This window comes from Streptomyces longisporus, from assembly GCF_039532765.1.
In the GTDB taxonomy this organism is placed as follows: Bacteria; Actinomycetota; Actinomycetes; order Streptomycetales; family Streptomycetaceae; genus Streptomyces; species Streptomyces longisporus.
Window position 1 is genome coordinate 244,357 of sequence record NZ_BAAASG010000006.1, and the last position, 24,813, is coordinate 269,169.

Sequence of the window (24,813 nt, forward strand, 5' to 3'; positions counted from 1 at the left end):
GGCAACGGCGTCCAGGCAGGCGCGCGTTATGCGTTCTATGTGGAGCGTGGGGTGGTGGGTTGTAGGTAGTTCTGGCGTGTAATGGCTTGTTTGGCGTTTTTGCTGGTCAGTGCTGTTTGTGCTGGTGGGGTGGGGTTAGCGGCTTCGGGTGCGGGGACGGTGGTGGGTTTCGGCGAGGTGGTCGAGTCCTACGGCGGCGAGGGCGGTTTTGGTGATGCGTTCGGTGCCGTCGCAGATGGCGGCTTGGCGGATGAAGCGGGTGAGGGATCCGATGCGGCCGGCGGTGCGCCTGGCCGCGCAGGGTGAGGCAGGGCTGCGGGCGCTGGACCTTCTGCAGGACGTGCGCCGGATCCTGGTCGGCGGCCTTCTCCGGCGGTCGGCCGAGGTCGCGGAGCCGTGTCTACGGCCCCACCCGATGCACTCCGTGCATCGGGTGGGGCCCGGGGAAGTCGTTCACGCCTCGACTCCGCGAGAGGCACGTCGGCGATCGGTTTCCACATGATGTGCGCGCCGTCGTGCCACTGCTCGACAAGGTGCAGCCGGTCCGCGACCACGGCCGTGGACACCGGCTGTTCGATGTCTGCCAAGTCGCTCTGGAGTACGACCGCGGCGTCTTTTGGCGCCTTCTGCGGCGTAGGGAGAAGATGTGGGCATAGCGGCTCGGGGCGGCCTTGAAGGCGGCTCCCGTGCCGAGGCCATGGCGAAGATCATCGAGGGGAAGCGTGAAGAGAAGCCGCCCCCCGAAGCCTCGGATCCCGAGCAGTCGGGTCGGCGGCCGCGACTTCGATCACGGGCAAGCCCGGTTCTACGATGTGCGCGTGGTTGATCGACTCCCGCCGCCAGCGTATACAACCGACCAGCGGAGGTGGCGTGTGGCGCGGCCACCGCACGCCCACGTGTTCCGACGCGGCGGCTCGGAACGCCTCCATCAGAACGCACTCCCCGGATACGTTCCGAAGACTGTGTACTCCCAGCGGTAATAACACGACCAGTAGCTCACCACGCGCCGCTCCGCGCGCGCGAAGAAGGCTGGATTCCGGGCGATGAACTCCCCATAGAGCCTGCGCTGGGGTGAGCTCGGGACAGTGAGCCCGACCAGCCCCCGCCCGATCACGTCAAGGATCTACAGCACGTACTCGCCGGCCAACTGGAGGGGGAGTTCGCCGTCCAGGTCGATCCAGGCCGAGCGGTGGGTGAGCCGGGGTGGTCCCGGTCCCAGGCGCGGGCCTCGGCCTTGCCTAGCGGGGCGTGCCGTTGAGGGTCACCACCGCCGGCTCGGGCCAGGTCTTGGGCTTCGCCAGGCGGAATTCCAGCCCGTGCTTCGGCGGAGCCTTCGGGGTGCGGGAAGTCGTCCCTGGTACGGGCAGAGGTGCTGCCCCTGCTGCGGGCCGAAGGCGTGAGTGTGAGCGAACTGCGTCCCGTGCCCGGTGTTCGGGCGTCTGCGGTACTTGCGCGGGCGCTGACGGGGGTCCTGGAGCCAGGCCTCGGTGAGATTGAACGGCTGGGCAAGGCCGAGGAGTTGGCAGGGCTGCTGGAGCAGGGTGACGATGTGCTCGCCGAGCTGCGCGACAGGATTCTCGCTCGCGGCGAAAGCGCGGTACGTCGCCGACCTTGACCGGGGCGGCATAAGACCTCGGAGGTCACGTTTCGAGGTCGGTACGGCTCTCGGGATGGAGATCGGCGGGCGGCGTGCCCGGCGTGTGGCGAACATCATGCACCAGGCATACCTACTGGTCGGTACGCTGCGGCGGAAGCCGTGAACGACAGGAGGCGCGATGTCTGCGACCAACCGCCAGATCCGTCTGGCAGCCCGCCCCGTGGGCGAGGTCAAGCCCGAGGACTGGGAGCACTTCTCAGGGCCCGTCGACGAGCCGGGCCCGGGCCGATTCGCGGGCCGGACGCGCGTCATCTCCCTGGACCCGGCGATGCGTGGCTGGCTGGACGACCGTCCCTCCTACCTGCCGCCGGTGGGCATCGGCGAGGTGATGCGCGCCGGGTCGGTCATCGAGGTCACCGCGTCGAATCACCCCGACTTCCAGCCGGGCGATCACGTGGTCGGCACGTTCGGCGTCCAGGAGTACGTGGTTTCGGACGGCAAGGGTGCCCTGAAGGTCGACACCTCCCTCGCCCAGCCCTCGACGTATCTCGGCGCGCTGGGCATGCCCGGCATGACCGCCTACTTCGGTCTGCTGGACGTCGGGGCGCTGAAGGACGGTGAGACCGTCGTGGTGTCGGGGGCGGCCGGGGCGGTCGGCACGATCGCCGGCCAGATCGCGAAGGCCAAGGGCTGCCGGGTCGTGGGCATCGCCGGAGGCCCGGAGAAGTGTGCCATGCTCGTCGACGAGCTGGGATTCGACGCGGCCATCGACTACGGCGCCGAGGACGTCAGGAAGGCGTTGCGCCGGGAGGCACCCGACGGCATCGACGTCTACTTCGACAACGTCGGAGGGGAGATCCTCGACGCGGCCCTGACGCGGCTGGCGATGCACGCGCGGGTCGTGGTCTGCGGTGCGATCAGCCAGTACAACAACGCCACGCCGGTCAAGGGCCCCTCCAACTACCTCTCGCTGCTGGTGCGCCGCGCCCGCATGGAGGGCTTCGTCGTCTTCGACTACGCCAAGCGCTACGCGCAGGCGGGGCAGGAGATCTCCGCCTGGATCGGAGCCGGCCGCATCAAGGTCAAGGAGCATGTGGTGAAGGGGAGTGTGGACGACTTCCCCGAGACGCTGGGGATGCTCTTCCGCGGGGAGAACGTCGGCAAGCTCGTCCTGGAGCTGGCATGACGGCCGCCGAGAGCGCCGTCGCCGCCCGGCCGGGACAGGGGGAGGGCGCAACGCTCCAGGGCAAGGTGGCGATCGTCACCGGCGGTGCCAGTGGACTGGGCCGGGCCACGGCCCTGGCGCTGGCGGAGGCGGGGGCACGCGTGGTCGTCGCGGACCTCGACGCGCGGGGCGGCCGCGAGGTGGCCGACATGGTCGGCGGCCGTTTCCGCGCCTGCGACGTCTCCGATCCCGACGCCAACCGCGCGCTGGTGGACTTCGCCCAGGAGCAGTACGGCGGCGTCGACATCGCCTTGCTCAACGCCGGAGTGGCGACCGGATGCGGCGTCGGTGAGGACTTCGACCTGGCACGCTACCGTCGCGCGATGGGAGCCAACCTCGACGGCGTGGTCTTCGGAACCCATGCGGTGCTGCCGGCGCTGCGGGCCCGCGGGGGAGGGGCCATCGTGGCGACCGCGTCCCTGGCGGGCCTGGCCGCCGTACCGCTCGATCCTCTGTACGCGGCCAACAAGCACGCGGTCGTAGGGCTTGCCCGCTCCCTGGGGCCGGCTCTCGCGGCGGACAACGTGCGCTTCAACGCCGTCTGCCCCGGCTTCGCGGAGTCGCGGATCATCGATCCGCTGCGCGACATGCTCTCCAAGCAGGGGCTGTCGGTCATTCCGGCCGAGGTCGTGGCGGACACCGTGCTGCGGATCCTCACCGGAGACGGCACGGGGGAGTGCTGGTTCATCCAGCCCGGCCGCGATCCGGAGCCGTTCCGGTTTCGTACGGTCCCTGGTCCCGGCGAGCCTGTCGGCGTCTGAGAAGACCGTCAGGTGGTGGTGGGCTGAGAGGCGAACGCGCGCTCGAGCAGTGTGTACAGGGTGTCCTGCTCCTGCTCGCTGAGTCTGCTCAGCCCTGCCAGCGTCTTGTTCATCTTCCCGCGGATCACGTCGATGACCTGCTCACCCTCCTCGGTGAGCAGGACGTTCTTGACGCGCCGATCGGAGGGACTCGGCTCGCGGCGCACCAGGCCGCGCTTCTCCAGCCGGTCGACGATTCCGGTCATATTGGAGGCGTCGCAGGTCAGCGTGGTGGCCAGCGTGCTCATAGAGGCGGGTCCCCGGCGCAGCACGTTCAGCGTCTTGCCCTGGCTGGCCGTGAGGCTCTCGCTCGCGGCGGCGACCGTGAAGTCGCCGTAGTAGGCAGCCAGGGACACCGAGAGCAGCTCCATGAGCCGGGAGGTGTCGACGCGATTGGGTGCTGTCATGAGCGTCACCTTACGTCTGAAAACTTGACGATCTCAAATATCGATGGCTACGGTCTCACCCATTACTTGAAGTTCTCAAGCTTCGATGTTCTCAAGTAGTTCGTCGAGCTCTCACGTAGGGAAGAGATCCGTGCCTCACGCGCAGCAGACGGCACCCCGGAGACAGCCAGCAGACACCGCGGTCGTCCTGGTGCTAGGCCTCGCCGCGATGGTCGTCTCCATGATGCAGACGCTCGTCGTCCCGATCCTGGGACTCATCCAGAGCGACCTGCGGGCGACCACGGCCAACGTCAGCTGGGTGACCACCGCCACGCTTCTGTCGGCCGCGGTCTTCACACCGCTGCTCGGCCGCTTCGGCGACCAGCACGGCAAGAAGCCCACCCTCGTGGGCGTGCTGCTCGTGATGATCGCGGGCTCGGTGCTCGCCGCCACCACCGCCTCGCTGACGTGGCTGATCGTCGCCCGAGTGATGCAGGGTGCGGCCACCGCCATCTTCCCGCTCGCTCTGTCCATCCTGCGTGAGGAGATCAGGCCGGAGAAGCTGCACGGCGCCATGGCCCTGGTCAGCGGCACGCTCGCGTTCGGCAGCGGACTCGCGCTGGTCGGCGCCGGGCTTCTCACCCGCGGCTCCGACCCCGACTACCACCGGGTTTTCTGGCTCGCGGTCGTGCTCGCGGTGATGGCCCTTGCGGGTGTGCTGTTCACCGTGCCCGCTTCCCGGACGACCCCGGGCGGGCGCACGGACTGGCTGGGCGCGGGCACCCTGGCGATGCTGCTGGTGCTGCTGCTTCTGCCGGTCTCGCAGGGACACGAGTGGGGATGGACGTCCGGCCGTACGCTCGGCTCCTTCGCCGGGGCCGTCCTCATGGCGGTGGTGTGGGTCGTCGCCGAGCGCCGGGTCAAGGAACCCATGGTGGACATGAAGATGTTCGTCCACCGGCCCGTTCTCTTCACCAACCTGGCCGGGCTGCTGCTGGGCTTCGCGATGTTCGCCCAGTTCATCGGTGTCTCGTACCTCGTCCAGATGCCGGAAGGCGTCGTCGGCTACGGCTTCGGCGCTTCCGTGCTCGAAGCGTCCGTCGTGTATCTGCTGCCGACCACACTCGTCTCGCTCGTGGGCGCCCAGTTCGGCGGTGTCCTGGTGCGCCGACTCGGCGCGCGCTTCACCCTGGCCGCCGGGGCCTGCTTCGGAGTGCTCGGCTTCACGTGGCTGAGCGTCGCGCATGATGTGACGGCCTCGGTGATCGGCGCCGGCATGGTCATCGGCCTGGCGATCAGCTTCGGCTACGCCGCCATGCCCGCTCTCATCGTTGCCGGCGTGCCCGCCCACCAGTCCGGCATCGCCAATGGCATCAACTCCATCTCCCGCTCGGTCGGCAGCGCCGTCGCAAGCGCGGTGATCACCTCCCTGCTGGCGTCGAAGACCATCCCGCTGCCGGGCGGAGGGCCCGCACTGCCGCAGGAGAGCCAGTTCACGACGACCTTCGTGATCGCCGGAGCGGCCTTCGGCCTGGTCGTCGCCGTGGCCCTCGTCGGCATCAAGTCGTCGCACGCCCCTCGTACGTCCGTGCCGAGGAAGGTCGCGGACTCCTCGACGGCGGGGCTCGCGGAGGCGGAGGCCGGTGCCGAGCTCGTGTGACCGTGCTTCAGGCGCTGCCGCCGCCTTCAGGCTCTGCCGCTGTCTCCAGGCGTTGCCGCCGTCCGGAGTCATCGAAAGGTTCAGCCACCACAAAGCAGTCCTCACCCAGCCGTCTGCTTGACCCCGCAGTCTCCTTGACCCCGCAGTCTCCTCGAACCCGCAGTCTCCGAAAGGCATGTCACGATGACGACGTCCGACCACTCCCAGCACGCACCCGCTGCCACCTCGGTCGATCACCGCACCGCGGTCGCGGCGGAGACCGCCCGGTTCGTCGCAGCGGTCAAGGACGCCGACCTGGCCACGGCGGTGCCCAGCTGTCCCGGCTGGACGCTGGCCGACCTGGTCAGGCACACGGGCAGCGTCCACCGCTGGTTCTCGGTCCTGCTGCGGGCCCGCATCCAGGAACCCCCGCGCACGCGTGACGTGGACCTTCAGCTCCCCGACCAGGAGGACGGATACGTCGACTGGCTGGCCGAGAGTGCGACCGTGGCCGCGGACGCCTTCGCGGCCACCGACCCGGACCTGCCGATGTGGGCCTGGGGCGCCGACCAGCACGCCCGGTTCTGGGCACGCCGGATGCTCTTCGAGACCCTGCTGCACCGGGCCGACGCCGAGGTCGCACTCGGACTCCGGCCCGCGATCGACCGCCCGGTCGCGGTCGACGGGATCGACGAGTTCCTCGTCAATCTGCCCTTCGCCACCTTCTTCGCGCCCAAGGTGGCCGACCTTCGTGGCTCCGACACGACCATCCGCTTCCGCACGACCGACGGGGACGACGCCTGGGTCGTCCGCCTGCGGCCCGACGGCTTCGGGCTCGACCCCGCCCACCCGACCGCGGCCCCCACTGACGCGACCGTCCAGGGAACCGCGGCCGACCTGCTCCTCCTCGTCTACGGCCGACTGCCTTACCAGGCAGGGGCCTTCGCCCACGAGGGCGACGAGCACTTGCTGACCCACTGGTTCGCCAACTCCGCGTTCTGAGAAGGCATCGGCCCCTCACACGCTCACCAACTGGGCCTGGCGACACCGCCGTAGGACCAGGTGGAGCCCTTCGACATCTCGAAGTGCAGATGCGGCCAGGTCGCGTTGCCGGTTGGCGCCGGCCTTGCCGAGCTGCCTTCCGGCACTGACCTTCTGACCGGCCTTCGCCTGCCGTTCCGAGAGATGGCAGGAGGTGGAGAGGTGGCCGTTGTCCGCTGCAGCCCGATTCATTGCCCGTAGGCTTTCCCGTCCGGTTCCGGTTTTCAGGCGTACGGACCACGTGCGTAGAAGCCGAAGGTGACCTTGTGCCCGGGCACGGGCGACGGCACCTGTTTTCTGCCGGGAGTGCCCGCACGGGGAAGGGGGGTGCTGCGGTCCTGCAGGCGACCTGGAAATGGACGTGGTGGCCGAGGGCGGTGGGGCAGGTAGAGCCGGGGTTGCCGTCGGCGTCGGTTCCTTTGAAGGTCACGGACGCCGACCGGGAGGTCGAAATCGTCCTCCGATGCTTGATCCGCCAGGAGCATCCCGACGACGCGTTCATCGGTGAAGAGTTCGGCGTCCATGGACACGGAAGACGGCGCTGGATCATCGACGCCATGCACGGCACTGCGAGCTTCCTGGCCGGTGAACCGGAGTGGAGCACATTGATCGCCGTCGAGGAGGACGGCCGCATCACCCTGGGCATAGCCTCCGCCCCCGCCGCGGGCCGCCGGTGGTGGGTCGGGCCGGACTCCGGTCCTGGACCGGGTTTCTGAGGCCACTGAGTTGGGGGCTCCTTGCGCGGTGTTCCAGCACGCCTATCAACGAGAGGAACTCCGTATGGAGGACAGTAACGCCAAACGCTTCGGGAAGCGCCTGGCTCGTTGGGTCAAGCGACGCTCCGAAACCGTGTCTCATCTGCGGGAATGGACCCGTCATCAGGGACGGGATGTCCCGGGCGAATTCCTGCAGGGCGGGGCGTACAAGCTCGGCAGCGGGGCCGCGACCCTGATCATCGTGTGGTGGGAGACCCGGCACTGAACCCGGTGGTGGTGGCCGTCTCGGGGCCCACCACGTGCTCGGCACCCCCCGTTCGGATCTCACGGCCTCCGGCTGGCACACCACGTAAGCGCAGTCGCTGCGGGATGGGACACGCACGTACCGTTTCCCATGGCGGCCTACCTCATCCGCCGCCCGGACCGACGGACCGGCAAGGCCCTTGCACCTGAGCCGTCCTTCGCCGTCACCGCAGACCATGTGGCGCACCCCCGCCTGGTACCCGGCTTCGACACGGGGCGACCAGACTCGTGCGACGGGCCCGCCAACCAGGGGACAGAGCGCGCGAAGACCGGTTTACGCCTCTTCCCGTCCCGGCAGGACGGGTATCTACAAGAGCATGATCCGATCCGGCCTGTCGCCCGATGCTCGCCTGTGCGTGCAGAGACCGGGCGGGCCCGCCGCGGCCGGCCCGCTACCCCTGGTCTGCGGGCGAGACGACCCGCTGCCGGCCCGGCAGGCCGTCATTCTTGCGGGGGGAAGGGGTAGTCGGCTCCTGCCGCTGACCCGTGAGCGGCCCAAGGCGATGGTGGAGGTCCACGGGGTGCCGATCCTGCGGCACCAACTCGACTGGCTGGCTGGTTGTGGTGTCGAACGCGTCGTGGTGTCTGCGGGGCATCTGGCCGAGGGCATCGTCTCGTACCTCGACTCCCGTCCGTCTCCGCCACGGACCGAGGCAGCAGTCGAGAAACGGCCGCTGGGGCGCGGCGGTGGACTACGCCGGGCAGCGCGGGCCCTGCCGTACCCGGGGGAGCCGTGGTTCGCCCTCTACGGAGACATCTGGACTTCTTTCTGCCTGTGCGGGATGCGCGCCCATCACCTGCGCGGTGGCGTCGCCGCGACCGTGGCCCTCGCCGGTCCCGGCCTGCCCGGCAGCGCGGTGGCCTACGACGAGCTGGGCCGGGTGACGGACCTCGCCCCGACCACCCCGGGGCCGGGCCGGGTGAACGCCGGTGTGTACCTGTTTGCCTGGCAGGTCGTCTCTCTCCTTCCCGAGGAGGGAGATCACGCCGACAGCACACTGCCCCTCCTGGTTGGCACTCGTCAGCTGGCCGGTTACGCGATCGACGCGCCCTGGCAGGCGGTGAACACCCCGGCGGACGTGATCAGGCTGGAACGCGATCTCGCCACCCGACGGGCTACCCCTCAGGCTGTGGTCGAGTGACCGTCAGGACAGGCCACGGTCAGGTGAATTCCGAGGAGGGCGCAGTATGGATGTCTCGCCGGTCGGGGTGTGGAGTACAGCGTTCACTCACGGTGATCCCGATCGAGCGAGGGCTGCTGCCTGCGAACTGGAGGAGCTCGGCTACGGCACGTTGTGGCTGGGCGGCACTCCCGGCGGTAACCCGAGCGGGGACCTGCACAGCAGCCTCAACCTCCTCACGGCGACCCGACACGCGGTCGTCGCCCCCTCCTGCATCTCCGTCTGGAACCTTCCGCCCGAACGGCTCGCCGCCGCCTACCAGGGGCTTCCCGCACCGTATCGGCGACGGACGCTGGTGGGCCTGGCCGTCAGTCACGCCGAGATCGCCGCGGCCTACCAGCGCCCCTATACGGCGATGTCCGCCTACCTCGACGCGCTGGACGCGTCCGCCCGCCCGCTGCCGAAAGCCGCGCGGATCCTGGGCGCGCACCGGCCCCTGATGACCCAACTCGCCGCCGACCGGACCGCTGGAGTGCAGCCCTACCTGGTCCCGCCGTCCCACACGGCCCGGGCACGAGCAGCGCTGGGGGCAGGGCCGCTCCTCGCGCCGGTGCAGACGTCCGTGGTGGACACCGACCCGGTCACGGCCCGTGCCACGGCACGGCGGGCGATCCGTCCCTACCTCACGAAGCCCAACTACGTGCGGACCTGGATGGAGGACGGGTTCACCCGGGACGACCTCGCCGACGGCGGCAGCGACCGCTTCGTCGATTCCCTGGTGGTGTGGGGATCCGTCGATGTCGTCGCGCAGCGTGTCGCGGCCCACCTGGAGGCGGGCGCGGACCATGTCGCCCTCCAGATCGTCACCGACACCCCGCATGCCTTCCCGCTCACCGCATGGCGCGCCGTGGCAGAGCGCCTGCCCCGTGTTTGAGCGACGACCTCATCGACCAGCCCCGCCGGAAACACCCGCGTCAGCACCCCAACGCGATCCGGTCCGACAACCGCTCCTCAACCGGCGGCTTCACCTGCCCATCCCGTGGAATGTCCCAGACGACAACGGTCGGGGCACCGAGTTGCAGGTGCGCGCGGACCAGCAGGTCGCAGCAGTCCCGCCAGGCGAAGCTGTTGCGCGCGCCTTTGAGGAGCGGGTGGAAGCGCGGTCGGTAGATCAGCCGGGACCTCTCGCCGGCGGGCCGGCCGGCAGGTCCGGGAAGGTGACGGTTCCGTCGGGCTGGACCAGTGCGGGCGCCAGATGCCCCGCACGCGACGTGACGTGGCTGCGCGTCACGGGGTCGTAGATCCCGTACAGGCAGGTGGCGCCCACGAGGCCTGCGGCACTCTCGGTCGCCTCGTTCTGGTCGATGCGGCCGACCAGGTCGTCCAGATGGCTCAGCAGCTCGTCGGGCGGCAGATCGAGGGCGGAGAAGTTGTGCACCGCGGTCCGCAGTCGACCCATCGTGGCGGCGGCGTGGAGGCCGTGGCCGACCACATCGCACACGGCCAGTGCCACCCGGCTCCCCGGCAGGGGAATGACGTCGAACCAGTCTCCGCCCACGCCCGACTGGGCGGGGACGGTACCTGACCCCTCAAGGCGCGGGGCTGGCCGACAGCACCGTCTTCCTGGCAATGCCGGCCGGCGCCACCGCGCGGGGGCAGCCCGGAATCAGAAGGGGTAGGCGGGGATGTCACCCCGGACGGTTACCCACTGCTGCTCGGTGAAGGCCTCGAGGTTCGCGGTGGCGCCGCCGTGACGGGAACCGTTGCCGGAGTCGCCGCGCCCGCCGAACGGCACGGTGGCCTCGTCGTTGACCGTCTGGTCGTTGATGTGCACGAGCCCGGTGGGAATGCGTTCGGCCAGCGCCAGGCCCTTGGCGATGTCCCGGGTCAGCACGCCCAGCGAGAGTCCGTACTCGGTTCCGGTGGCCAGCCTCACCGCCTCGTCCAGATTGTGGAAGGGCACCACGGGTGCGACCGGGCCGAATATCTCCTCCCGGTAGGCGCGTGCGGTCAAGGGGACGTCGGTCAGCACGGTCGGCCGGTACAGAAGGCCCTCGTAGGTGCCGCCTGCCACGAGCCGGGCACCTGCCGCCACGGTGTCGGTGACGACGGCGTGGGCGGCCTGCAACTGCTGCTCGTCGATCATGGGGCCAACTGCCACCTCGCTCGTCGCCGGGTCTCCCACTGCCACCGCATTCGCCCGCCGGACCAGCGACTCGACGTACTCCTCGGCGATCGACGCGTGCACCAGATGCCGGCTTGAGGCCATGCATATCTGCCCCGCATGGTGGAAGGAGCCGAACGCCCCCGCGGACGCCGCCTTCTCCACATCCACGTCGTCCAGGACGATCAGCGCCGAGTTGCCGCCCAGTTCCAGGTGGACGCGCTTCAGATGCCGCGTTGCCGCTGCCGCGATCGCTTTTCCGGCCCTCGTGGATCCGGTGAAGGCGATCACGGGCACCTGGGGGTGATCCACCAGTGCCTCGCCGATGTCAGCGCCCCCCGGCAGTACGTGCAGCAGGCCGCTGGGGAGCCCCGCCTCCTCGAAAACCCTCGCGATCACCACACCGCCGCAGATCGCGGTCCGGGGGTCGGGCTTGAGGACGACGGCGTTTCCCAGAGCCAGCGCCGGAGCCACCGCTCGCATCGCCAGCACCATCGGTGCGTTGAACGGGGAGATCACACCGACAACGCCGACCGGGCGCCGACGGGAGAACGACAGCCGGTCCTCCACGGAGCGGAGCACCTCCCCGAACGGCGCCGCGGACAGCGCCGCGGCTTCGTGGCACTCCTCCGCTGCCCCGTTGAAGGTCTGGAACTCTGCGAACGCCCTGAGCGCCCCCGACTCCCGCACGATCCAGTCGGCGATCTCGGAGTGGTGCTCTTCGAACAGGTGCGCAGCACGCCGCAGGACCTGTGCTCGTTCGACGTACGGCAGCGCCGCCCACTGCTGCTGCGCCCGCGCCGCCTGCACCACGGCCCGCCCCAGGTCGTCGGGCGTGGCCGCACCGACACGACCCAGCGTCTTGCCGGTCGCCGGCTCGAGCGCGTCGTAGACCTCGCCCGATCCCTTGATCCACTCACCGGAGAATATCCTCTCCGACCAGTCGCCTGCTTCCAGAAACGTCATGATTTTCCGCTCCTCGTAAGGTGATGGAGGGGTGTGGCCGCTGCTGTGCTTCACGTCGCCGCCCGTCGGTCAAACCGAAGCGTGCGTCCGCCTGGGGGGCTGAAGTCGTTCGAAGTGTCCTTGGTGGAACACCAGCGGTCTCACCTGGGGAAATGATGCGGTCCTGTGCAACCGCAGCACGGCGATCACGTGGTCGCCCGCTTCGACTTCGCTCTCCAGTGCGCACTCCAGCCACAGCCCCGTGTCCGGGAGGAAGACCGCGCCGGATTCCCCCGCCTCCCAGGGGACATCTGCGAAACGATCTTCCGCCGTGGAGGCGAGTGCCCGGCACAGGGTCGCGTGGTTCTCGGCGAGCACGCTGACACCGAGCCTTGGTGCTTGGCGCAGCACCTCCCAGGTGCGGGAAGTGCGTGCCGCGCAGAACGACACCAATGGCGGTTCCAAGGAGACCGGCACGAACGAGCTTGCCGCCATCCCGACAGGCCGGCCGCCCGCGAGGGCGCAGATCGCGACCACTCCGGACGGCAGGTGGCCGAACGCGTGGCGCAGTTCTTCGGGCGTCTCCTGCGATCCCTGTATCGACATGTCTCTCCTCGTTCACCGCGCGACAGGCACTGCCGTCTCCGCGGTTCAGTTGATGCCGCCGTCGACGACGAGGTTGATGCCGGTCACGAAGTCGGCGCGGGGGCTGGCCAGGTAGCAGACGGCGGCGGCGATGTCCTCCGGCCGGCCGATGCGGCCGGCGGTCTGGCGGAACACCTCGACGGCGATGTGGCGCTCGTGCGCCTGCCACCCGCCCTCCAGCCGCATTTCGGCAGCGATGGCGGCGAGTTCCGCAGCGGAGCCGGGTGTGTGGATGATCCCGGCACTGATGGAGTTGGCCGTGATGCCGGTTCCGGTCAGGCCGCGGGACAGGCTGCGTGTCATGTTGATCTCCGCTGCCTTGGCCGCTTGGTAGTCGGGGAAATTGGGCGGTTGGTGCAGAGCGATGGCGCTGGCGATCTGGATGACGCGTCCCCAGCCGCGCTCCTTCATGGCGGGGACCAGGCTGTTGACCAGGGCTGCGGTCGAGATCACGTTCAGCTTGTACGTCTCGAGCCAGTTGCCGGGCGAGGTCCCGAACCAGCCGTCGCGCTCCCAGCCTCCATGGCGTCCGCCCGCGTTGTTGACCAGGATGTCCACGCCGCCGGAGGCGAGTAGCTGCCGGCAGACGGCGTCAACCTGGTTGCCGTCCGTGAGGTCGCCGAGCACCTCGTCGGCCTGGCCACCGTTCTCCCGGATCATCGCCGCGATCTTGGACGTGCGCTCCCGGTCCCGGCCGTGGACGACGACGTGGGCGCCCTCGTCGGCCAGTGCCAGGGCGATGCTGGTGCCGATGCCCGAGCTGCTGCCGGTGACGAGGACCCGCTTGCCGTTCAGTTCGAGGTTCATTGATGTCTCCTGGTCCAGCTCAAGCGACGGGTTCGACGATCCGCGGGGCCTCTGCAGCCTTGGCCACGCCGGGCACGGCCGCCATGCCGTCGGTGAACGGTGTCTGCCCCATGAGATGCCGTCCGCTGATCTCCGCCGCAGGGTCGAGCCTGGTGGAGCCGTGGGTCAACGCCACCCGCGCATCGCGTGCGAAGCGCTGAATCGGGTTGCGCAGACTGACCGTGGACGAACCGAGCGCGATCTGGATCGCGTCGATGGCGGCACCACAGACATTGCCTGCGTGCACGAAGTCCATGGTGATCTCGGACTCCTCGGCCGCCGTGAACGGCTGTCCGGCGCGTGCCTTGCGGTCGATGTGGTCCGCGCGGGCGAACAGCAGGCTTTCCGCCGCGTTGATCATGGCGCGCGTCTTGCCCGCGACGACCTGCACCGACGGGGTGGCGGCCAGCGTGTCGTAAGGGAGGTTGAAAGGCTTCTTGCGCCGGCTCTGGTCGAGGAAGCAGTCGAAGGCCCCCTTGGCCATTCCGAGGACCACGGCCATGGTCTCCATGGCCACGATGAGCATCAGGCCTCGGGCGTCGAGGGCGAAGCCCAGCCCCGCGTAGCGTTGGTGCAGGCCGTCCAGACGCCCCGGCAACCCGGCGAGATCCGCGACGCGCCGTTCGGGGACGAAGACTTCCGCAGGCGTCGTGACGCTGTTGCTGGACGAACCGGACAGTCCCATGACGTGCCAGTCGTCGACGATCTCGTACTGGCCCTTCTCCAACAACGCCATCGCGCGCGTCGTGGTGCCAGGGGCGGTTTCCACCTCGATGCCGACGACCAGATAGGAGGCGTGCTTGCAGCCGCTCCCGAAGCCCCACTTGTTGCCGGCCTCGATCAGGTAGCCGCCCGGAACCGGGCGGGCCTTCTGAATCCTCTCCGAGAACAGCGAGGCGCTCGCCACGACCGGCCCCGGCCACTGCGGAGCGCGTGCGTAGACCTCGGTGACCGTCTCCTGCGGGAAGGTGAGCATGACCCGGGTGAACCCGCTCGCGATCATGGTGGTCCAGCCCGCCGATCCGTCGCCGCTCGCCGCCGCGCTGACGATCTCGGCCAGATCGCGCGCCCCCAGGGCGTAACCGCCGAATTCACTCGGCACGGAGGCCAGAAACGCCCCTGACTCGTGCAGCGCGTCGAGCGTGGGCGACGGCAGACAGCCGATTTTCTCGCCTTCCGGGGCGTTCTCCCGAATCAGCGGTACCGCTGCCCGCACGGCGTCACGGATACGGCGCCCCTCCGGTGTCGTGAACGGCGACTCGTGGATGCACCCTGGTTCAGTCATATCTGGCGCTTCTTTCATATACATATCCTTTCGCTCACCAGGCCGATGGCGTGCCGAGCGGCAGGATTTCTCGTATTTCGTCGATACTGCGTATTTCGTTGTCGACCACTTTGAAAAGGGCCATCATGTAAAAAGAGCCGTTGTCGGGTCGCGGGCTGCCGGGAACGGGGTGGAAGTCGACGACGACCACACTTGCCGCGATTCCGCGGGCCACGTCGACAACGGGACAGCGGCGCCCACGGGCCGTCGGCCTGGCGCCTCGGGTGTTGTTCAGGCAACTCGCGACGGTGTGCACGGTGGCGTCCGGAGACAGCAGGGTGGTGAGGGTGTTCGTCACCTTCTTGCCGTTGTCGTAACGGTCACATCGGTATCCGAAGCGAGCCAGGCTGCCGTCGCTTTCCTGCAGTGCGGTCCAGTAGCTGTCCGCCGCAAGGACCAGCCCGTCCCGGTCGCAGGCTCGGTCGGGGGGAACCGGTGCGTCGTAGAGCACGTCGGGTGCCAGCAACTGGTCCACATCGGCGAAGTGCCCGCTCGGATCGGTGCTGATGACGGCCTCTGCCTCGGTCACCTCGTCCCCGACGACCTTCAGTCGCAGGCCGAACGGCCGGCGTTGTCCCGCCGCGACGACGACCCCCATGGTCATGAGCTGCCCCTGGACCGGATCGGCGAAGGTCTGCAGGCCGAGGAAATCCTCGGCGGTCGCCCAGAGCCCATGTCCTGGTGCGATCTCAGTGGCGTTCTCCGTCGCCCGGAAAGAGCGCGCGAGGCTCGCGAGGCTCGGATCGTGCCCCACCAGACTCTGCAGGAAGCTCTCCCCGTGTGTGAAAAGTGCCCGCTCGGCTTCCCAGTCGTGCGTCATTCCGACACCACCTGCCAGCGTCCGCATTCCTGCCTGCCTCCTGTTCTACGGGATAATTTCTATCGGCTCAGGAAGCTTTACCGTAGGCCTCGGCCCTCTCGGTAACCAGACGGCGGATTCGCGTCCACGAAGGCTATCGACTGCGAAAGGATCGGGTGCGACTCACCGGATTCGCCGGAAGTCCGGCTCCTGCCCTTCGAGCACAGCTTGGCGGTACTTCGCGAGCATTTCCTGTTTCACGGCCTGAAGCCGGGCCGCTTCCGGTGCGTCACGGCGGCCGATGGCCTGCAGGACATCGTGCGTGGACTGGGCAAAGAATTCGATGGCCCAGGACGGCGCATGCAACTCCTCGCTCATGCTCCAGGACACATAGGCTTTGATGCCGTTCACGAAGAGTGACAGCAGCGCATTGCGCGCCAGACGGTTCTGCAGCCTTTCGATCAGCTGGAGACTGGATATCGGTGCGGCACTGGTCAGTTGCCGCAGTTCATCGAACAGCGCGTCGAAAATCTCGGCATCGCGGGGACCTGTCTTCCGGGCGGCGATCCCGGCCATCTCGATCATGAGACTGCCCAGAGCCAGAGCGGCACCCTCAGTCGGTTCGGAGTTCGATGCGAGGTAGACGCAGACCTGACGGCTCAGGGGGGCCGGTCCCGGGCACCGGGTCACCAGGCCGTGTCCGCGTCCGGGCAACGTGACCGCCGTCTCCGCGTCCTCCATCATGCGGATGGCCTGGCGGATGACGCTGCGGTCGACGCCGAATCGTTCGGCCAGTTCGCACTCGTTGCCCAGCGGCCGGCCTCGCACCCATTCCTCTGGCGCGATCTCCGACATCATCCGCCGCACGGCCGCGAACGCGGGTATGCGCATCTGCTCGACCGGCTCCGGCACCGGCGTGCCCTTCCAGCCGCCCGTCCGTGCGACCTGCGCGAGGGTGTCCCGTGCCGCGCCGCAGAAGAGCGTACGCGCCTGACGCACGGCGTCCTCCGTACGGCCGCGATCGAGGTCAAGGATGATCCGCTGCCGTATGTCGGCCAGTGCGTCGGCCTCGCGGGCGGTACTCATCCGCGGCAGCAGCGGGGCCAGGACGTCGTTGAAGTACTTCAGCGGACGGCTGCCGCTTTCCTCGATCACCTCGGTGGCGAATCGCCCGAGCAGCGCGGCGGCGTCCGGCACCTCGCCGTCATCCGCCGCCCGGCTCTGCCACATCGGCCTGCCGCCGGCCTGCCGTGACCGGTCACCGATGAGACGTACGGCGCTGATGTGCACGGCACCCCACGCCTCGACGATGTCCGGCAGTCCCAGGCCGGTGAGGTAGGCGTAACCGCCGATCATGACCAGCAGATGTGTGTCGCACGGCTTGGCGACCGCAATGCCGCCCCGCGGGCCGCGCCGTACCCGCACCTCGTCACGTGCCTCCAGCACACGTACGGCCTCCCGCATGACGTCCCGCCCGACGCCGTAGTACGCGGCCAGGTCGGCCTCGCTGCCGTAGACCTTGCCGACCGGCCAGCCATCGCGGATGAAACGTTCCTCCATGTCCCGGGCGACGACCAGAGGCAGCTTGGTCAGTCGCTCCTGGTCGCCGACCACGCTGGAGTAGAGCTCCGACAGCATGTTTCCGGTAGCTCCGGTCGCTTCGGTCGTACGGGGGCGCCGTGCTCCGCCGGGGCCATCGGAGGGCCCGCGAGAGCGTCTGGTTGTGTTCATTGCTGTCCCTCAGATCCGGGGGTGCGGCGGAGCAACGGCGTGATCGCACTCGGTTGCCGGCGGTTCGCCGACGCTAGGGGGTCACCTCCTGTCCGGAGAGGCGTGTGTCCGTCACGCCCGGGACCGTGTGCGTCCTGCCCGCATCGCGAGGAGCGGGCTTGACCACCGCGTAGGTGTACGGCTTCAGCGTGAACATGAGCAGCGCGGAAACGGTGGTGGCGGCCACGGCGAGTGAGATCGGGAGCGTGTAGCCGCCGGAGGTGTCGAAGCCTATGCCGATCAGCGTGGGCCCGGTTCCGATGCTGATCATGCTGCACGCGAGGCTGATGCCGAATATCTCGGCGGATGCCCGAAGCCCGAAGTACCGGGTGACCAGGTAGGGCAGCAGGAGTGTCACGGCGGTCAGCGCGCATCCCATCAGGACGACTCCGACGCCCAGCATCCACAGGGTGCTCCCGGCGGCGAGAAGCAGGGCCAGGCTGATCGCCGGCAGGGTGTAGAGCACGGCGGCGACGCGGTGCGACCTGATGCGGTCGACGAGGGAGCCGGAGAACAGCACGCCGACCATCCCGGACACCGCCATGAGGGACGCCAGGAAAGTCGCCGTGCCGCCGGTGACGCCGCGGCCGGTGAACCAGTGCACCATGTGCGCCTGCGTGCCGATCAACGAACTCGTCGCGAGGCACTCCGCCGCCGTCAGGGTCCAGAAGGTCCGGGACCGGTATGCCTGCTTCGCGGGCAGGCCTTCGAAGACCGCCGGAGCCGGCGTGGCAGCAGCCGGAGAATCCGTGGCGGCATCCGTGCTCCGTACCTTCAGGAAGAACAGGGCCGATATGCATCCGACGACCAGGACAGCGGCGGCCAGCACCTCGTAGGCGGTGCGCCAGCCGAATGCGTCGATCAGCCCTCGCGCCACCGGCGCGACCAGGGACTGCGACAGTGCGGGGGCCACCGCGACCACCAGACCGAGAGCGAGCGCCCGGTTGGCGTCCCACCACGAGGAGACGACGCGCACGTGGGCTACCGGCCCGGCCAGTGCGGCACCGATGCCGATGCAGACGGCGGATGCCCAGAACACGAAGCCGGTTGAGTGCATCCGGGACAGGCCGAACAGCCCCAGGGCGAAGGTCGCGATACCGATGCTGACCGGGATCCGCACCCCGACCCGGTCGATCAGGCGCCCGCTGAAGGGAGTGCTGAAAGCGCCGATGTAGGCGGACACCGTGAACACCAAGGTGAAGACGGAGACGCCCCAACCCATCGATGCCGAAACCGGACCGAGAAAGACCGACAGAGACCCGACGTAAATCGCCGACATGCCGAAGGCCATGCAGAGGAAAGCGGCGATCGTAGCGGAGAGACGAGCATATGACGACATTCGAAAACCCTCTCGCGACCGGGCTCCGTTGCCCGAATTCGACGTCTATCCTGCTTCTTTGGGAGCGCCGTCCCAGTGCTCGGCGAGCTTGCCGTCCTCGATCCGCCACATGTCGAACCAGTAGGAGCGATAGGTCTTGCCCGGGTCGTCCGGGTCGGGCAGGTCCCGGGCCAGCATCATCACGACCTTGTCTCCTTCAGTGACGAATACCGGAGGTTCGGGGGCAGGGCGCATGGATTCCCGGGCCACGCGAGCCTGATCGGTTTTCGTCCACTCGATGATCGCGTCGGCTCCCGAGTCGATGTTGGGATTGTGCTGGACATAGGACTCGGTGAGGTATTCGCGCGCCTGTTCCGATGTTGACGGATCGACGAGGAGTGACATCATCTTGAGCACGATGTCCTTGGGCTGGTCACCGGACATGGTGGGTCACCTCCAGGAGGGGACGAGGGCGCCGTCGATCCACGTCGAATGGATGCCCAGGCGCAGGCGTACAGGAAGCCGCAGCCGGGCGACCGGCCCGCTTGCGAGGTCGAGCGTGTCGAGGATGACGAGTTCGCTGCGCTTTTCCGTCGGCCAGTTGAGCGTGGCGATCAGATAGCCGTCGTCCTCCGCGGACTCAGGGGACTTGGTGAAGTACACGGGGTCCTGGAACGTCGCGGCCGGCCCGGGATACCAGTCGTCACGCGTCCCGGCTACCAGGTCGAAGTGGCTGAGCTGGTTGAACATCACCGGATAGGGGCGGCCGTTGACGTCGGTTTCCAGCTTGTCGCGGTCGAGCGTCGGCACGAAGACGTGGCGGTACGGCTTCGACTCGCGGCGCGGGTCGATGTGCGGCCCTTCGCCGTTGACGACTGCCAGCACCTCCCGCTCGGTGAGCTGCTCCTTGCCGGTGTGGTAGTCGATGTGCCAGCGCACGTGCCGTGTGGTGACGCTGCCAGGCGGTGTCGGCCTGCCGTCCTTGTCGGGCACGACCGGTGCGAAGCCGTTGCCGTCCGCCTCGTACAGGTCGAAGACGATGACACCGTCCTCCTCGTAGGCGTTGATCGTGTGGCCGGGAAAGGCCGGCGGAGCCTGGAACCAGCGCACCTCGGAAGCATCACCGAAGCGCGGGATGACCCCGAAGACCTGCGGAAGGTCGCCGTCGTACACGAAGTGCGGGCCGCCGGCCTTCAGACGGTCGAGGTCGCTGGTGATGGGCATGACCGGGAAGAGCATGAAGTTCTCGGTCAGCGCGCAATCGTGGATCATGGCCGAGTACGGTGCCTCGAACCAGACCTCGTGGATCACCTTGCCCGAGGCGTCGATCACGTAGTAGGCGATGTCGCGCGTGGTCTCGCCTTTCGCGGCGTATCCAAAACCGAACATCTCGCCGGTGTCCGAGTCGAATTTCGGGTGGGCCGTGAAGGTCAGACTCGTGATATCACCGTGCGCATCCCACACGCCCCGGGTCTCGAGGGTTACGGGATCGATCTCGTACGGCAGTCCGTCTTCCTTCGACGCCAGCATCCGGCCGGCGTGGAAGTAGATGGCGGTGTTCGCCGTCGTACGGCTCGTGCCGGCGACGCTCGGGTCGTCGGAGAACGGATCCCGGTAATTCCCGTAAAGGGATCGACGTGCCTTGCGCTCGAGCAGAAAACGCTCGGTGCGTACATAGCGGGTCCGGAAGTCGACGCAGCCGTCCTTGATGCGGAACGCGCGCACCGCACCGTCTCCGCCCGCAGCGGTGGTCATCGGCCACAGTACCGGGACCTCGGGAACATACACCTGGTCGGGAACCGCCTGGACGAACAGACCATCGATGTCCGCGGGTACTGCACCCTCGACGACCTCCAGATCGAACACCTCGATATCGAACCGGCACGGCTCGTCCATTCCCATGGTTATTTCGGGTGAAAACATCTTTGCCATGAAGCCGTCTCCTTTGACTGCTCTCGCGCAGAATTTCGCCACAAGCTGCGTTTCCCGACAGTAAGACGCGGTCACCGCCCAAACCAGACGGTGGAATCACCGCACCCCGCCTCCGTGACGCCCGGGCAGGCACCCGGCGCCGCGCAGGCTCGCTGACCTGGGCATTCGTGATCTGTACCGAGGTCTCGGCGAGCGTCTTCGCGTGAACCCGGCTCGGCTGTGCATCTACCTCGTGATCCGTTTGGTTCGCGTGTTGACGCCTTCGGTGCGGCCGTTGTGGTGGGGGAGAGCGGGTGCGGCGTTGACGGCGGCGGTGAGCTTGGAGTCGTTGCCTTCCGTTGTGGTCAGCCGATGACCGAACTCGCCGGTGAGGCGGGCGATTTCGGTCATCTCAGGCGCTCCGCTGGCGCCCGGCACTTGTGTCAGCGCGGTGGAAGCGGTCGATGACGGCGCCGGACTCCCGGAGCGGACGCGCGTCGGGTGTTCGAGCGCTTCTACCGCGTCGCTTCCACGGACAAGTAAGTGGAAGTTCCGGCTTGGGACTGGCGATCGCCGCCGGCGCCGCGGAGGACAACGGCGGTCGGCTGGAGCTCGACACCCGACCCGGCCAGGGCTGCACCGTTCGTCTGTTGCTGCCGGACGGGTTCGTTGCCGTACTCAGGGGGGCGAGCACCTGTCGAGACCGAAGGAGTTCCACCGGTGAAGCTCAGCACCGAACGACTGGGACGAAATACCACGGCCGCCGCGCGTCTTCACAAGACGCACTGCGTACTGCTGCCTCCCCGGACGTCGGGCGCTGATAGCGTCCGGCGACGACTGGCGCGAGCGGTCCGGTGCTGACACCGGTGAGCGTCAGCGGCTGGTTGACGTTTCCTGTGTGCCGCGGGTGGTGCGGCATCCCGGCCGGTCGGCGGGGATGGGCATGTTGGGCTGGTTCCTGTGAGCGAGCGCAAGCCCTACAAGACCGACGTGAGCGACGAGCAGTGGGCGCTGGTGGAGCCTGTGATCGTCGCGTGGAAGGCCGCGCACCCCTCGGTCAGTGGCTATCAGGGCCGTTACGCGAGCGAGAGATCGTCAACGCGCTGCTCTACCAGGGCCGGACCGGTTGTCGCGTGGCTGGGAGGTCAGTCGACCGTGTCTGTGGAGGCGCCTCATTCCGCCATGTCCAAGCTGTCGGGGTCGTTCATCCGGTCGATCGCGGCTCTGGCGGAATTCGTACGCTCGCGGATCATGGCCTGGAATTCGAGGCGATCGCGGCCGATCTCCTGCCCGACAGGAAAGGCGGCCAGCAGTTCTTCGCAGTTCTCAGCCACCTCTCCGCGAAACTCGCTGTGGCTCAGAATATGGCCCTTGTTGCAGAGGATGGCGTTTACGACCATCTCGCCCATCTCCCGCGGGTCCATCCCGGCATCCCCTGTCGGCCCGCTGGCGCCGACAGGCTGGTCCGCCATGTTTCCGGTCCCGAACTGCGCCTGGCGGTTCTGCTCGGCCAGCAGCATGCGGGAGCGGGTCAGCCCCGGATAGAGCGTCGACACCCCGATGCCGTGGGGCGCGAGCGAGAGGCGCAACGAGTCCCCCAACCCGCGGACCGCGTATTTGGACGCGGCGTAGATAAAATTGTCCACCGAGGGAAGCAGGCCCGCCATCGAGGAAGTCGAAACGATATGCCCGCCCTCGTTCTGGCGCAGCATGTGCGGCAGAAAGCTCATGATGCCGTTGACCACACCGCCCAGGTTCACACCAAGCACCCAGTCCCAGTCCTCGTAGCGCATCGCCTCGACGGTGGGTGCGGTGCCGACGCCAGCATTGTTGACGAGGATGTGTATGGCACCGAAGCGCTGGACGACCCGATCCGCCGCGTCGGCCATCGCCGTACGATCAATGACGTCAACCTCCAAGAATTCGGTCGACGGTCCGACACCGAGGACAGAGCGAGCCTCATCGAGGTGATCGGAGCGCAAATCCGCTACGGCGACGCGGACGCCATGAGCGAGGAGGGCCTGCACGATCCCCAAGCCAATCCCACTCGCACCACCGGTTACAAATGCCACTTTGTTCGTCAGATCTCTCATGTCGCCCTTCTTGTTGCCATGGCGTTGGAAGCAGCGCCAACTCTTGATCTGGATTGACACCGGATGGGGACGGGTTGCTCGGCGTGCTCCCGCCAGGCTCCACCCCAGTGGTCTGCACCCATCTGCGGACCCGCCGCAGGCGATCGCACAACTAGCCGGGCATCACAGCCCGCGGGTCGGGCTCATGGGCCGACGTACGGTGGCATGGTTTCCGAACGCGCGTACCTCTCCGCGCACGGAATCAGCCGCCGCAGTCAGCCACCGCGTCGGGATCTCGCAGGTCAGCGACCTGTTGAAATCAACTGGCCGGGACATCACGCATCGGGCCCCCACGCCGCACACACTGCCTATCAAGCACAAGACCATGGCCGCACGAGTAGGATGCAGCGGCCTTCCGGCCGAGACCGCGGCAGTCCCTCGTGGACGGACACCGCGGGCGCAGGATGCCCATTGCACCTCATCTGCACCTCATCGAGCCGGCGCTCCGACTCAGTGGTGGCTTCGTCAGAACGGATAGCTGGGGATGTCACCGCGGACCGTGACCCACTGCTGTTCCGTGAACGCCTCCAAGTTCGCGGCGGCGCCACCGTGCCGGGATCCGTTGCCGGAGTCGCCACGGCCGCCGAACGGAACCGTCGCCTCGTCGTTGACGGTCTGGTCGTTGATGTGCACGAGCCCAGTGGGGATGCGCTCCGCGAGCGCCAGGCCCTTGGCGACGTCCCGAGTGAGGATGCCCAAGGACAGCCCGTACTCCGTATTGGTGGCGAGCTTGGCCGCCTCGTCCAGGTCGTGGAACCGCACCACGGGAGCGACCGGGCCGAATATCTCCTCCGCGTAGGCGCGGGCCGTGAGCGGCACGTCTGCCAGGACGGTGGGCCGGTACATCAGCCCCTCGTAGGTCCCTCCGGTCACGAGCCGCGCGCCCACCGCGACAGAGTCCGTGACCACAGCATGTGCCGCCTCAAGCTGTCGCTGGTCGATCATCGGTCCCACAGCGACGTCGCCGCCGGCCGGATCGCCCACAACCGCGGCCTGCGCACGCTGTGCAAGAAGCTCGACGTACTCGTCGGCGACCCCGGTGTGAACCAGGTGTCGGCTGGAGGCCATACAGATCTGGCCGGCGTGGTGGAAGGAGCCGAACGCGCCGGCGGACGCGGCCCTTTCCAGGTCGACGTCGTCGAGAACGATCAACGCGGAGTTGCCTCCGAGCTCCAGGTGCGTCCGCTTGAGCCGCTTCGCCGCCGCAGCGGCGATCGCCTTGCCGGCGCGGGTAGACCCCGTGAAAGCGATGACCGGCACCTGCGGGTGATCCACCAGCGCTGCGCCCACATCGGCGCCACCGGGAAGCACGTGCAGGAGTCCGTCAGGCAGGCCCGCTTCCTCGAAGACGCGAGCGATCGCCACGCCACCGCAGATCGCCGTGCGCGGGTCCGGCTTCAGCACAACCGCGTTTCCGAGGGCCAACGCCGGCGCCACGGCACGCATGGCGAGCACCATGGGCGCGTTGAACGGGGCGATGACGCCGACAACGCCGACCGGGAAGCGGCGCGAGAAGGACAATCGCTCATCTATGGAACGGAGGACTTCGCCGTACGGCGCCGCAGCCAGGGCGGCTGCCTCGTAGCACTCCTCGGCTCCACCGTTCGAAGCCTGGAACTCCGCGAACGGCCGCAGTGCTCCCGACTCCCGCACGATCCAGTCCGCGATCTCCGCCTGGTTCTCCTCGAAGGTTCGGGCCGCGCGTCGCAGCACCTGCGCCCTCTCGATGTACGGCAGCGCCGCCCAACTCCGCTGAGCCTGCGTCGCCCGCTCCACTGCTCGCGCGAGATCGTCCGGCGTCGCCGCGCCCACCCGGCCCAATGTGTCCCCCGTGGCGGGCTCACAGGAGTCGTACGAATCACCCGAACCCTTGATCCAGCCTCCGGAGAAGATCCTCTCCGTCCATTCCATGGAGTCGAGCAGTGCCATGATGTCTTCCTCACTTCCCTTGTTCGGTTGGTCGCAACTGGTGCCACGCCCGGAGGTACTCCTATGAAGGGGCGCGTTCCTCATGGGCTTCGAGGAGATCGACGTAGACGGCTTCGGCCGCGCCCATCCCTCACTCGGTAGCCGTCGCACCCGGCTCGGCCGGATCGCCCGCGGCGCGCCGAACGGCGGAGCGCTTCCGCCT

The 24,813-nt window shown here is 68.2% G+C and carries 22 protein-coding genes and 3 pseudogenes; 10 read left to right on the forward strand and 15 right to left on the reverse strand.

Features of this window, described 5'->3' with window-relative positions:
- Nucleotides 1-135: 135 nt before the first annotated feature.
- Nucleotides 136-291: pseudogene (locus tag ABD355_RS10975) on the reverse strand (TniB family NTP-binding protein); the annotation flags it as partial.
- Nucleotides 292-1,402: 1,111 nt separating this feature from the next.
- Here ABD355_RS10975 and ABD355_RS10985 point away from each other — a divergent pair.
- The 3 genes from ABD355_RS10985 to ABD355_RS10995 all read left to right on the forward strand — a co-directional run bounded on the left by ABD355_RS10985 (nucleotide 1,403) and on the right by ABD355_RS10995 (nucleotide 3,583).
- Nucleotides 1,403-1,615, forward strand: a complete 213-nt coding sequence (locus tag ABD355_RS10985) for a hypothetical protein (protein WP_344399992.1) — start codon at nucleotides 1,403-1,405, stop codon at nucleotides 1,613-1,615.
- 160 nt (nucleotides 1,616-1,775) lie between these two features.
- Entirely contained in the window at nucleotides 1,776-2,783 is a 1,008-nt protein-coding gene (locus ABD355_RS10990) for an NADP-dependent oxidoreductase (protein WP_344399993.1), read from the forward strand.
- On the forward strand, nucleotides 2,780-3,583 hold the full coding sequence (locus ABD355_RS10995) for an SDR family oxidoreductase (RefSeq protein ID WP_344399994.1): 804 nt from the start codon (nucleotides 2,780-2,782) through the stop codon (nucleotides 3,581-3,583). Before ABD355_RS10990 ends, ABD355_RS10995 begins: the two co-directional genes overlap by 4 nt.
- A gap of 8 nt (nucleotides 3,584-3,591) precedes the next feature.
- Here ABD355_RS10995 and ABD355_RS11000 read toward each other — a convergent pair whose 3' ends face one another.
- A complete protein-coding gene (locus ABD355_RS11000) occupies nucleotides 3,592-4,029 on the reverse strand; it encodes a MarR family winged helix-turn-helix transcriptional regulator (protein WP_344399995.1) in 438 nt (145 codons plus the stop codon).
- Nucleotides 4,030-4,159: 130 nt separating this feature from the next.
- Here ABD355_RS11000 and ABD355_RS11005 point away from each other — a divergent pair, with 130 nt between their 5' ends.
- The 6 genes from ABD355_RS11005 (at nucleotide 4,160) to ABD355_RS11030 (ending at nucleotide 9,762) form a co-directional block, all read left to right on the forward strand.
- A complete protein-coding gene (locus ABD355_RS11005; RefSeq protein ID WP_344399996.1) occupies nucleotides 4,160-5,668 on the forward strand; it encodes an MFS transporter in 1,509 nt (502 codons plus the stop codon).
- 183 nt (nucleotides 5,669-5,851) lie between these two features.
- Entirely contained in the window at nucleotides 5,852-6,649 is a 798-nt protein-coding gene (locus ABD355_RS11010; protein ID WP_344399997.1) for a maleylpyruvate isomerase family mycothiol-dependent enzyme, read from the forward strand.
- Nucleotides 6,650-7,065: 416 nt separating this feature from the next.
- Nucleotides 7,066-7,404 (forward strand): inositol monophosphatase family protein, encoded by a 339-nt coding sequence (locus ABD355_RS11015; protein ID WP_344399998.1) that lies wholly within the window; start codon nucleotides 7,066-7,068, stop codon nucleotides 7,402-7,404.
- Between the two features lie 64 nt (nucleotides 7,405-7,468).
- Nucleotides 7,469-7,669, forward strand: a complete 201-nt coding sequence (locus ABD355_RS11020) for a hypothetical protein (RefSeq protein ID WP_344399999.1) — start codon at nucleotides 7,469-7,471, stop codon at nucleotides 7,667-7,669.
- A gap of 481 nt (nucleotides 7,670-8,150) precedes the next feature.
- Entirely contained in the window at nucleotides 8,151-8,849 is a 699-nt protein-coding gene (locus ABD355_RS11025; protein ID WP_344400110.1) for a nucleotidyltransferase family protein, read from the forward strand.
- Nucleotides 8,850-8,895: 46 nt separating this feature from the next.
- Entirely contained in the window at nucleotides 8,896-9,762 is an 867-nt protein-coding gene (locus ABD355_RS11030; protein ID WP_344400000.1) for a TIGR03620 family F420-dependent LLM class oxidoreductase, read from the forward strand.
- 255 nt (nucleotides 9,763-10,017) lie between these two features.
- On the opposite strand, the pseudogene ABD355_RS11035 reads toward ABD355_RS11030, so the two are convergent.
- The 11 genes and pseudogenes from ABD355_RS11035 to ABD355_RS11085 form a co-directional block, all read right to left on the reverse strand.
- A pseudogene (locus tag ABD355_RS11035) lies at nucleotides 10,018-10,404 on the reverse strand (PP2C family protein-serine/threonine phosphatase); the annotation flags it as partial.
- A 90-nt stretch (nucleotides 10,405-10,494) separates the two neighbouring features.
- On the reverse strand, nucleotides 10,495-11,958 hold the full coding sequence (locus ABD355_RS11040) for an aldehyde dehydrogenase family protein (protein WP_344400001.1): 1,464 nt from the start codon (nucleotides 11,956-11,958) through the stop codon (nucleotides 10,495-10,497).
- A gap of 69 nt (nucleotides 11,959-12,027) precedes the next feature.
- Nucleotides 12,028-12,543, reverse strand: a complete 516-nt coding sequence (locus ABD355_RS11045) for a flavin reductase family protein (protein ID WP_344400002.1) — start codon at nucleotides 12,541-12,543, stop codon at nucleotides 12,028-12,030.
- A gap of 45 nt (nucleotides 12,544-12,588) precedes the next feature.
- Nucleotides 12,589-13,389 (reverse strand): SDR family NAD(P)-dependent oxidoreductase, encoded by an 801-nt coding sequence (locus tag ABD355_RS11050; protein WP_344400003.1) that lies wholly within the window; start codon nucleotides 13,387-13,389, stop codon nucleotides 12,589-12,591.
- A 19-nt stretch (nucleotides 13,390-13,408) separates the two neighbouring features.
- On the reverse strand, nucleotides 13,409-14,713 hold the full coding sequence (locus tag ABD355_RS11055; protein ID WP_344400005.1) for an acyl-CoA dehydrogenase family protein: 1,305 nt from the start codon (nucleotides 14,711-14,713) through the stop codon (nucleotides 13,409-13,411).
- A gap of 34 nt (nucleotides 14,714-14,747) precedes the next feature.
- Entirely contained in the window at nucleotides 14,748-15,572 is an 825-nt protein-coding gene (locus tag ABD355_RS11060) for a DUF8021 domain-containing protein (protein ID WP_344400006.1), read from the reverse strand.
- A 162-nt stretch (nucleotides 15,573-15,734) separates the two neighbouring features.
- Complete coding sequence (locus ABD355_RS11065; protein ID WP_344400007.1) at nucleotides 15,735-17,189, reverse strand: FadR/GntR family transcriptional regulator; 1,455 nt, start codon at nucleotides 17,187-17,189, stop codon at nucleotides 15,735-15,737.
- A gap of 166 nt (nucleotides 17,190-17,355) precedes the next feature.
- Nucleotides 17,356-18,660, reverse strand: a complete 1,305-nt coding sequence (locus tag ABD355_RS11070; protein ID WP_344400008.1) for an MFS transporter — start codon at nucleotides 18,658-18,660, stop codon at nucleotides 17,356-17,358.
- A gap of 45 nt (nucleotides 18,661-18,705) precedes the next feature.
- The gene (locus ABD355_RS11075) at nucleotides 18,706-19,083 is read right to left on the reverse strand and encodes a nuclear transport factor 2 family protein (protein WP_344400009.1); all 378 of its coding nucleotides are present in this window, start codon (nucleotides 19,081-19,083) and stop codon (nucleotides 18,706-18,708) included.
- A gap of 6 nt (nucleotides 19,084-19,089) precedes the next feature.
- Nucleotides 19,090-20,571 (reverse strand): carotenoid oxygenase family protein, encoded by a 1,482-nt coding sequence (locus ABD355_RS11080; protein ID WP_344400010.1) that lies wholly within the window; start codon nucleotides 20,569-20,571, stop codon nucleotides 19,090-19,092.
- A gap of 225 nt (nucleotides 20,572-20,796) precedes the next feature.
- A complete protein-coding gene (locus ABD355_RS11085; protein ID WP_425585723.1) occupies nucleotides 20,797-20,961 on the reverse strand; it encodes a hypothetical protein in 165 nt (54 codons plus the stop codon).
- A gap of 549 nt (nucleotides 20,962-21,510) precedes the next feature.
- On the opposite strand from ABD355_RS11085, the pseudogene ABD355_RS11090 reads away from it, so the two are divergent.
- Nucleotides 21,511-21,689: pseudogene (locus tag ABD355_RS11090) on the forward strand (transposase); the annotation flags it as partial.
- 33 nt (nucleotides 21,690-21,722) lie between these two features.
- Here the strand turns inward: ABD355_RS11090 and ABD355_RS11095 are convergent.
- Both ABD355_RS11095 and ABD355_RS11100 read right to left on the reverse strand, forming a co-directional pair.
- Nucleotides 21,723-22,643 (reverse strand): SDR family oxidoreductase, encoded by a 921-nt coding sequence (locus ABD355_RS11095; protein WP_344400011.1) that lies wholly within the window; start codon nucleotides 22,641-22,643, stop codon nucleotides 21,723-21,725.
- Between the two features lie 504 nt (nucleotides 22,644-23,147).
- Nucleotides 23,148-24,611: an aldehyde dehydrogenase family protein gene (locus ABD355_RS11100; RefSeq protein WP_344400012.1), complete on the reverse strand. Its 1,464-nt coding sequence runs from the start codon at nucleotides 24,609-24,611 to the stop codon at nucleotides 23,148-23,150.
- Nucleotides 24,612-24,813 lie beyond the last annotated feature (202 nt).

Excerpts from the sequence above, each read along its gene's own strand:
- ABD355_RS11020 (WP_344399999.1), top strand. The coding sequence starts at position 7,469 with ATGGAGGACAGTAACGCCAAACGCTTCGGGAAGCGCCTGGCTCGTTGG.
- ABD355_RS10990 (WP_344399993.1), top strand. The coding sequence starts at position 1,776 with ATGTCTGCGACCAACCGCCAGATCCGTCTGGCAGCCCGCCCCGTGGGC.
- ABD355_RS10995 (WP_344399994.1), top strand. The coding sequence starts at position 2,780 with ATGACGGCCGCCGAGAGCGCCGTCGCCGCCCGGCCGGGACAGGGGGAG.
- ABD355_RS11095 (WP_344400011.1), bottom strand. The coding sequence starts at position 22,643 with ATGAGAGATCTGACGAACAAAGTGGCATTTGTAACCGGTGGTGCGAGT.
- ABD355_RS11010 (WP_344399997.1), top strand. The coding sequence starts at position 5,852 with ATGACGACGTCCGACCACTCCCAGCACGCACCCGCTGCCACCTCGGTC.
- ABD355_RS11075 (WP_344400009.1), bottom strand. The coding sequence starts at position 19,083 with ATGTCCGGTGACCAGCCCAAGGACATCGTGCTCAAGATGATGTCACTC.
- ABD355_RS11000 (WP_344399995.1), bottom strand. The coding sequence starts at position 4,029 with ATGACAGCACCCAATCGCGTCGACACCTCCCGGCTCATGGAGCTGCTC.
- ABD355_RS11100 (WP_344400012.1), bottom strand. The coding sequence starts at position 24,611 with ATGGCACTGCTCGACTCCATGGAATGGACGGAGAGGATCTTCTCCGGA.
- ABD355_RS11060 (WP_344400006.1), bottom strand. The coding sequence starts at position 15,572 with ATGACGCACGACTGGGAAGCCGAGCGGGCACTTTTCACACACGGGGAG.
- ABD355_RS11085 (WP_425585723.1), bottom strand. The coding sequence starts at position 20,961 with ATGACCGAAATCGCCCGCCTCACCGGCGAGTTCGGTCATCGGCTGACC.
- ABD355_RS11050 (WP_344400003.1), bottom strand. The coding sequence starts at position 13,389 with ATGAACCTCGAACTGAACGGCAAGCGGGTCCTCGTCACCGGCAGCAGC.
- ABD355_RS11030 (WP_344400000.1), top strand. The coding sequence starts at position 8,896 with ATGGATGTCTCGCCGGTCGGGGTGTGGAGTACAGCGTTCACTCACGGT.
- ABD355_RS11040 (WP_344400001.1), bottom strand. The coding sequence starts at position 11,958 with ATGACGTTTCTGGAAGCAGGCGACTGGTCGGAGAGGATATTCTCCGGT.
- ABD355_RS11055 (WP_344400005.1), bottom strand. The coding sequence starts at position 14,713 with ATGACTGAACCAGGGTGCATCCACGAGTCGCCGTTCACGACACCGGAG.
- ABD355_RS11065 (WP_344400007.1), bottom strand. The coding sequence starts at position 17,189 with ATGCTGTCGGAGCTCTACTCCAGCGTGGTCGGCGACCAGGAGCGACTG.
- ABD355_RS11045 (WP_344400002.1), bottom strand. The coding sequence starts at position 12,543 with ATGTCGATACAGGGATCGCAGGAGACGCCCGAAGAACTGCGCCACGCG.
- ABD355_RS11080 (WP_344400010.1), bottom strand. The coding sequence starts at position 20,571 with ATGGCAAAGATGTTTTCACCCGAAATAACCATGGGAATGGACGAGCCG.
- ABD355_RS11070 (WP_344400008.1), bottom strand. The coding sequence starts at position 18,660 with ATGTCGTCATATGCTCGTCTCTCCGCTACGATCGCCGCTTTCCTCTGC.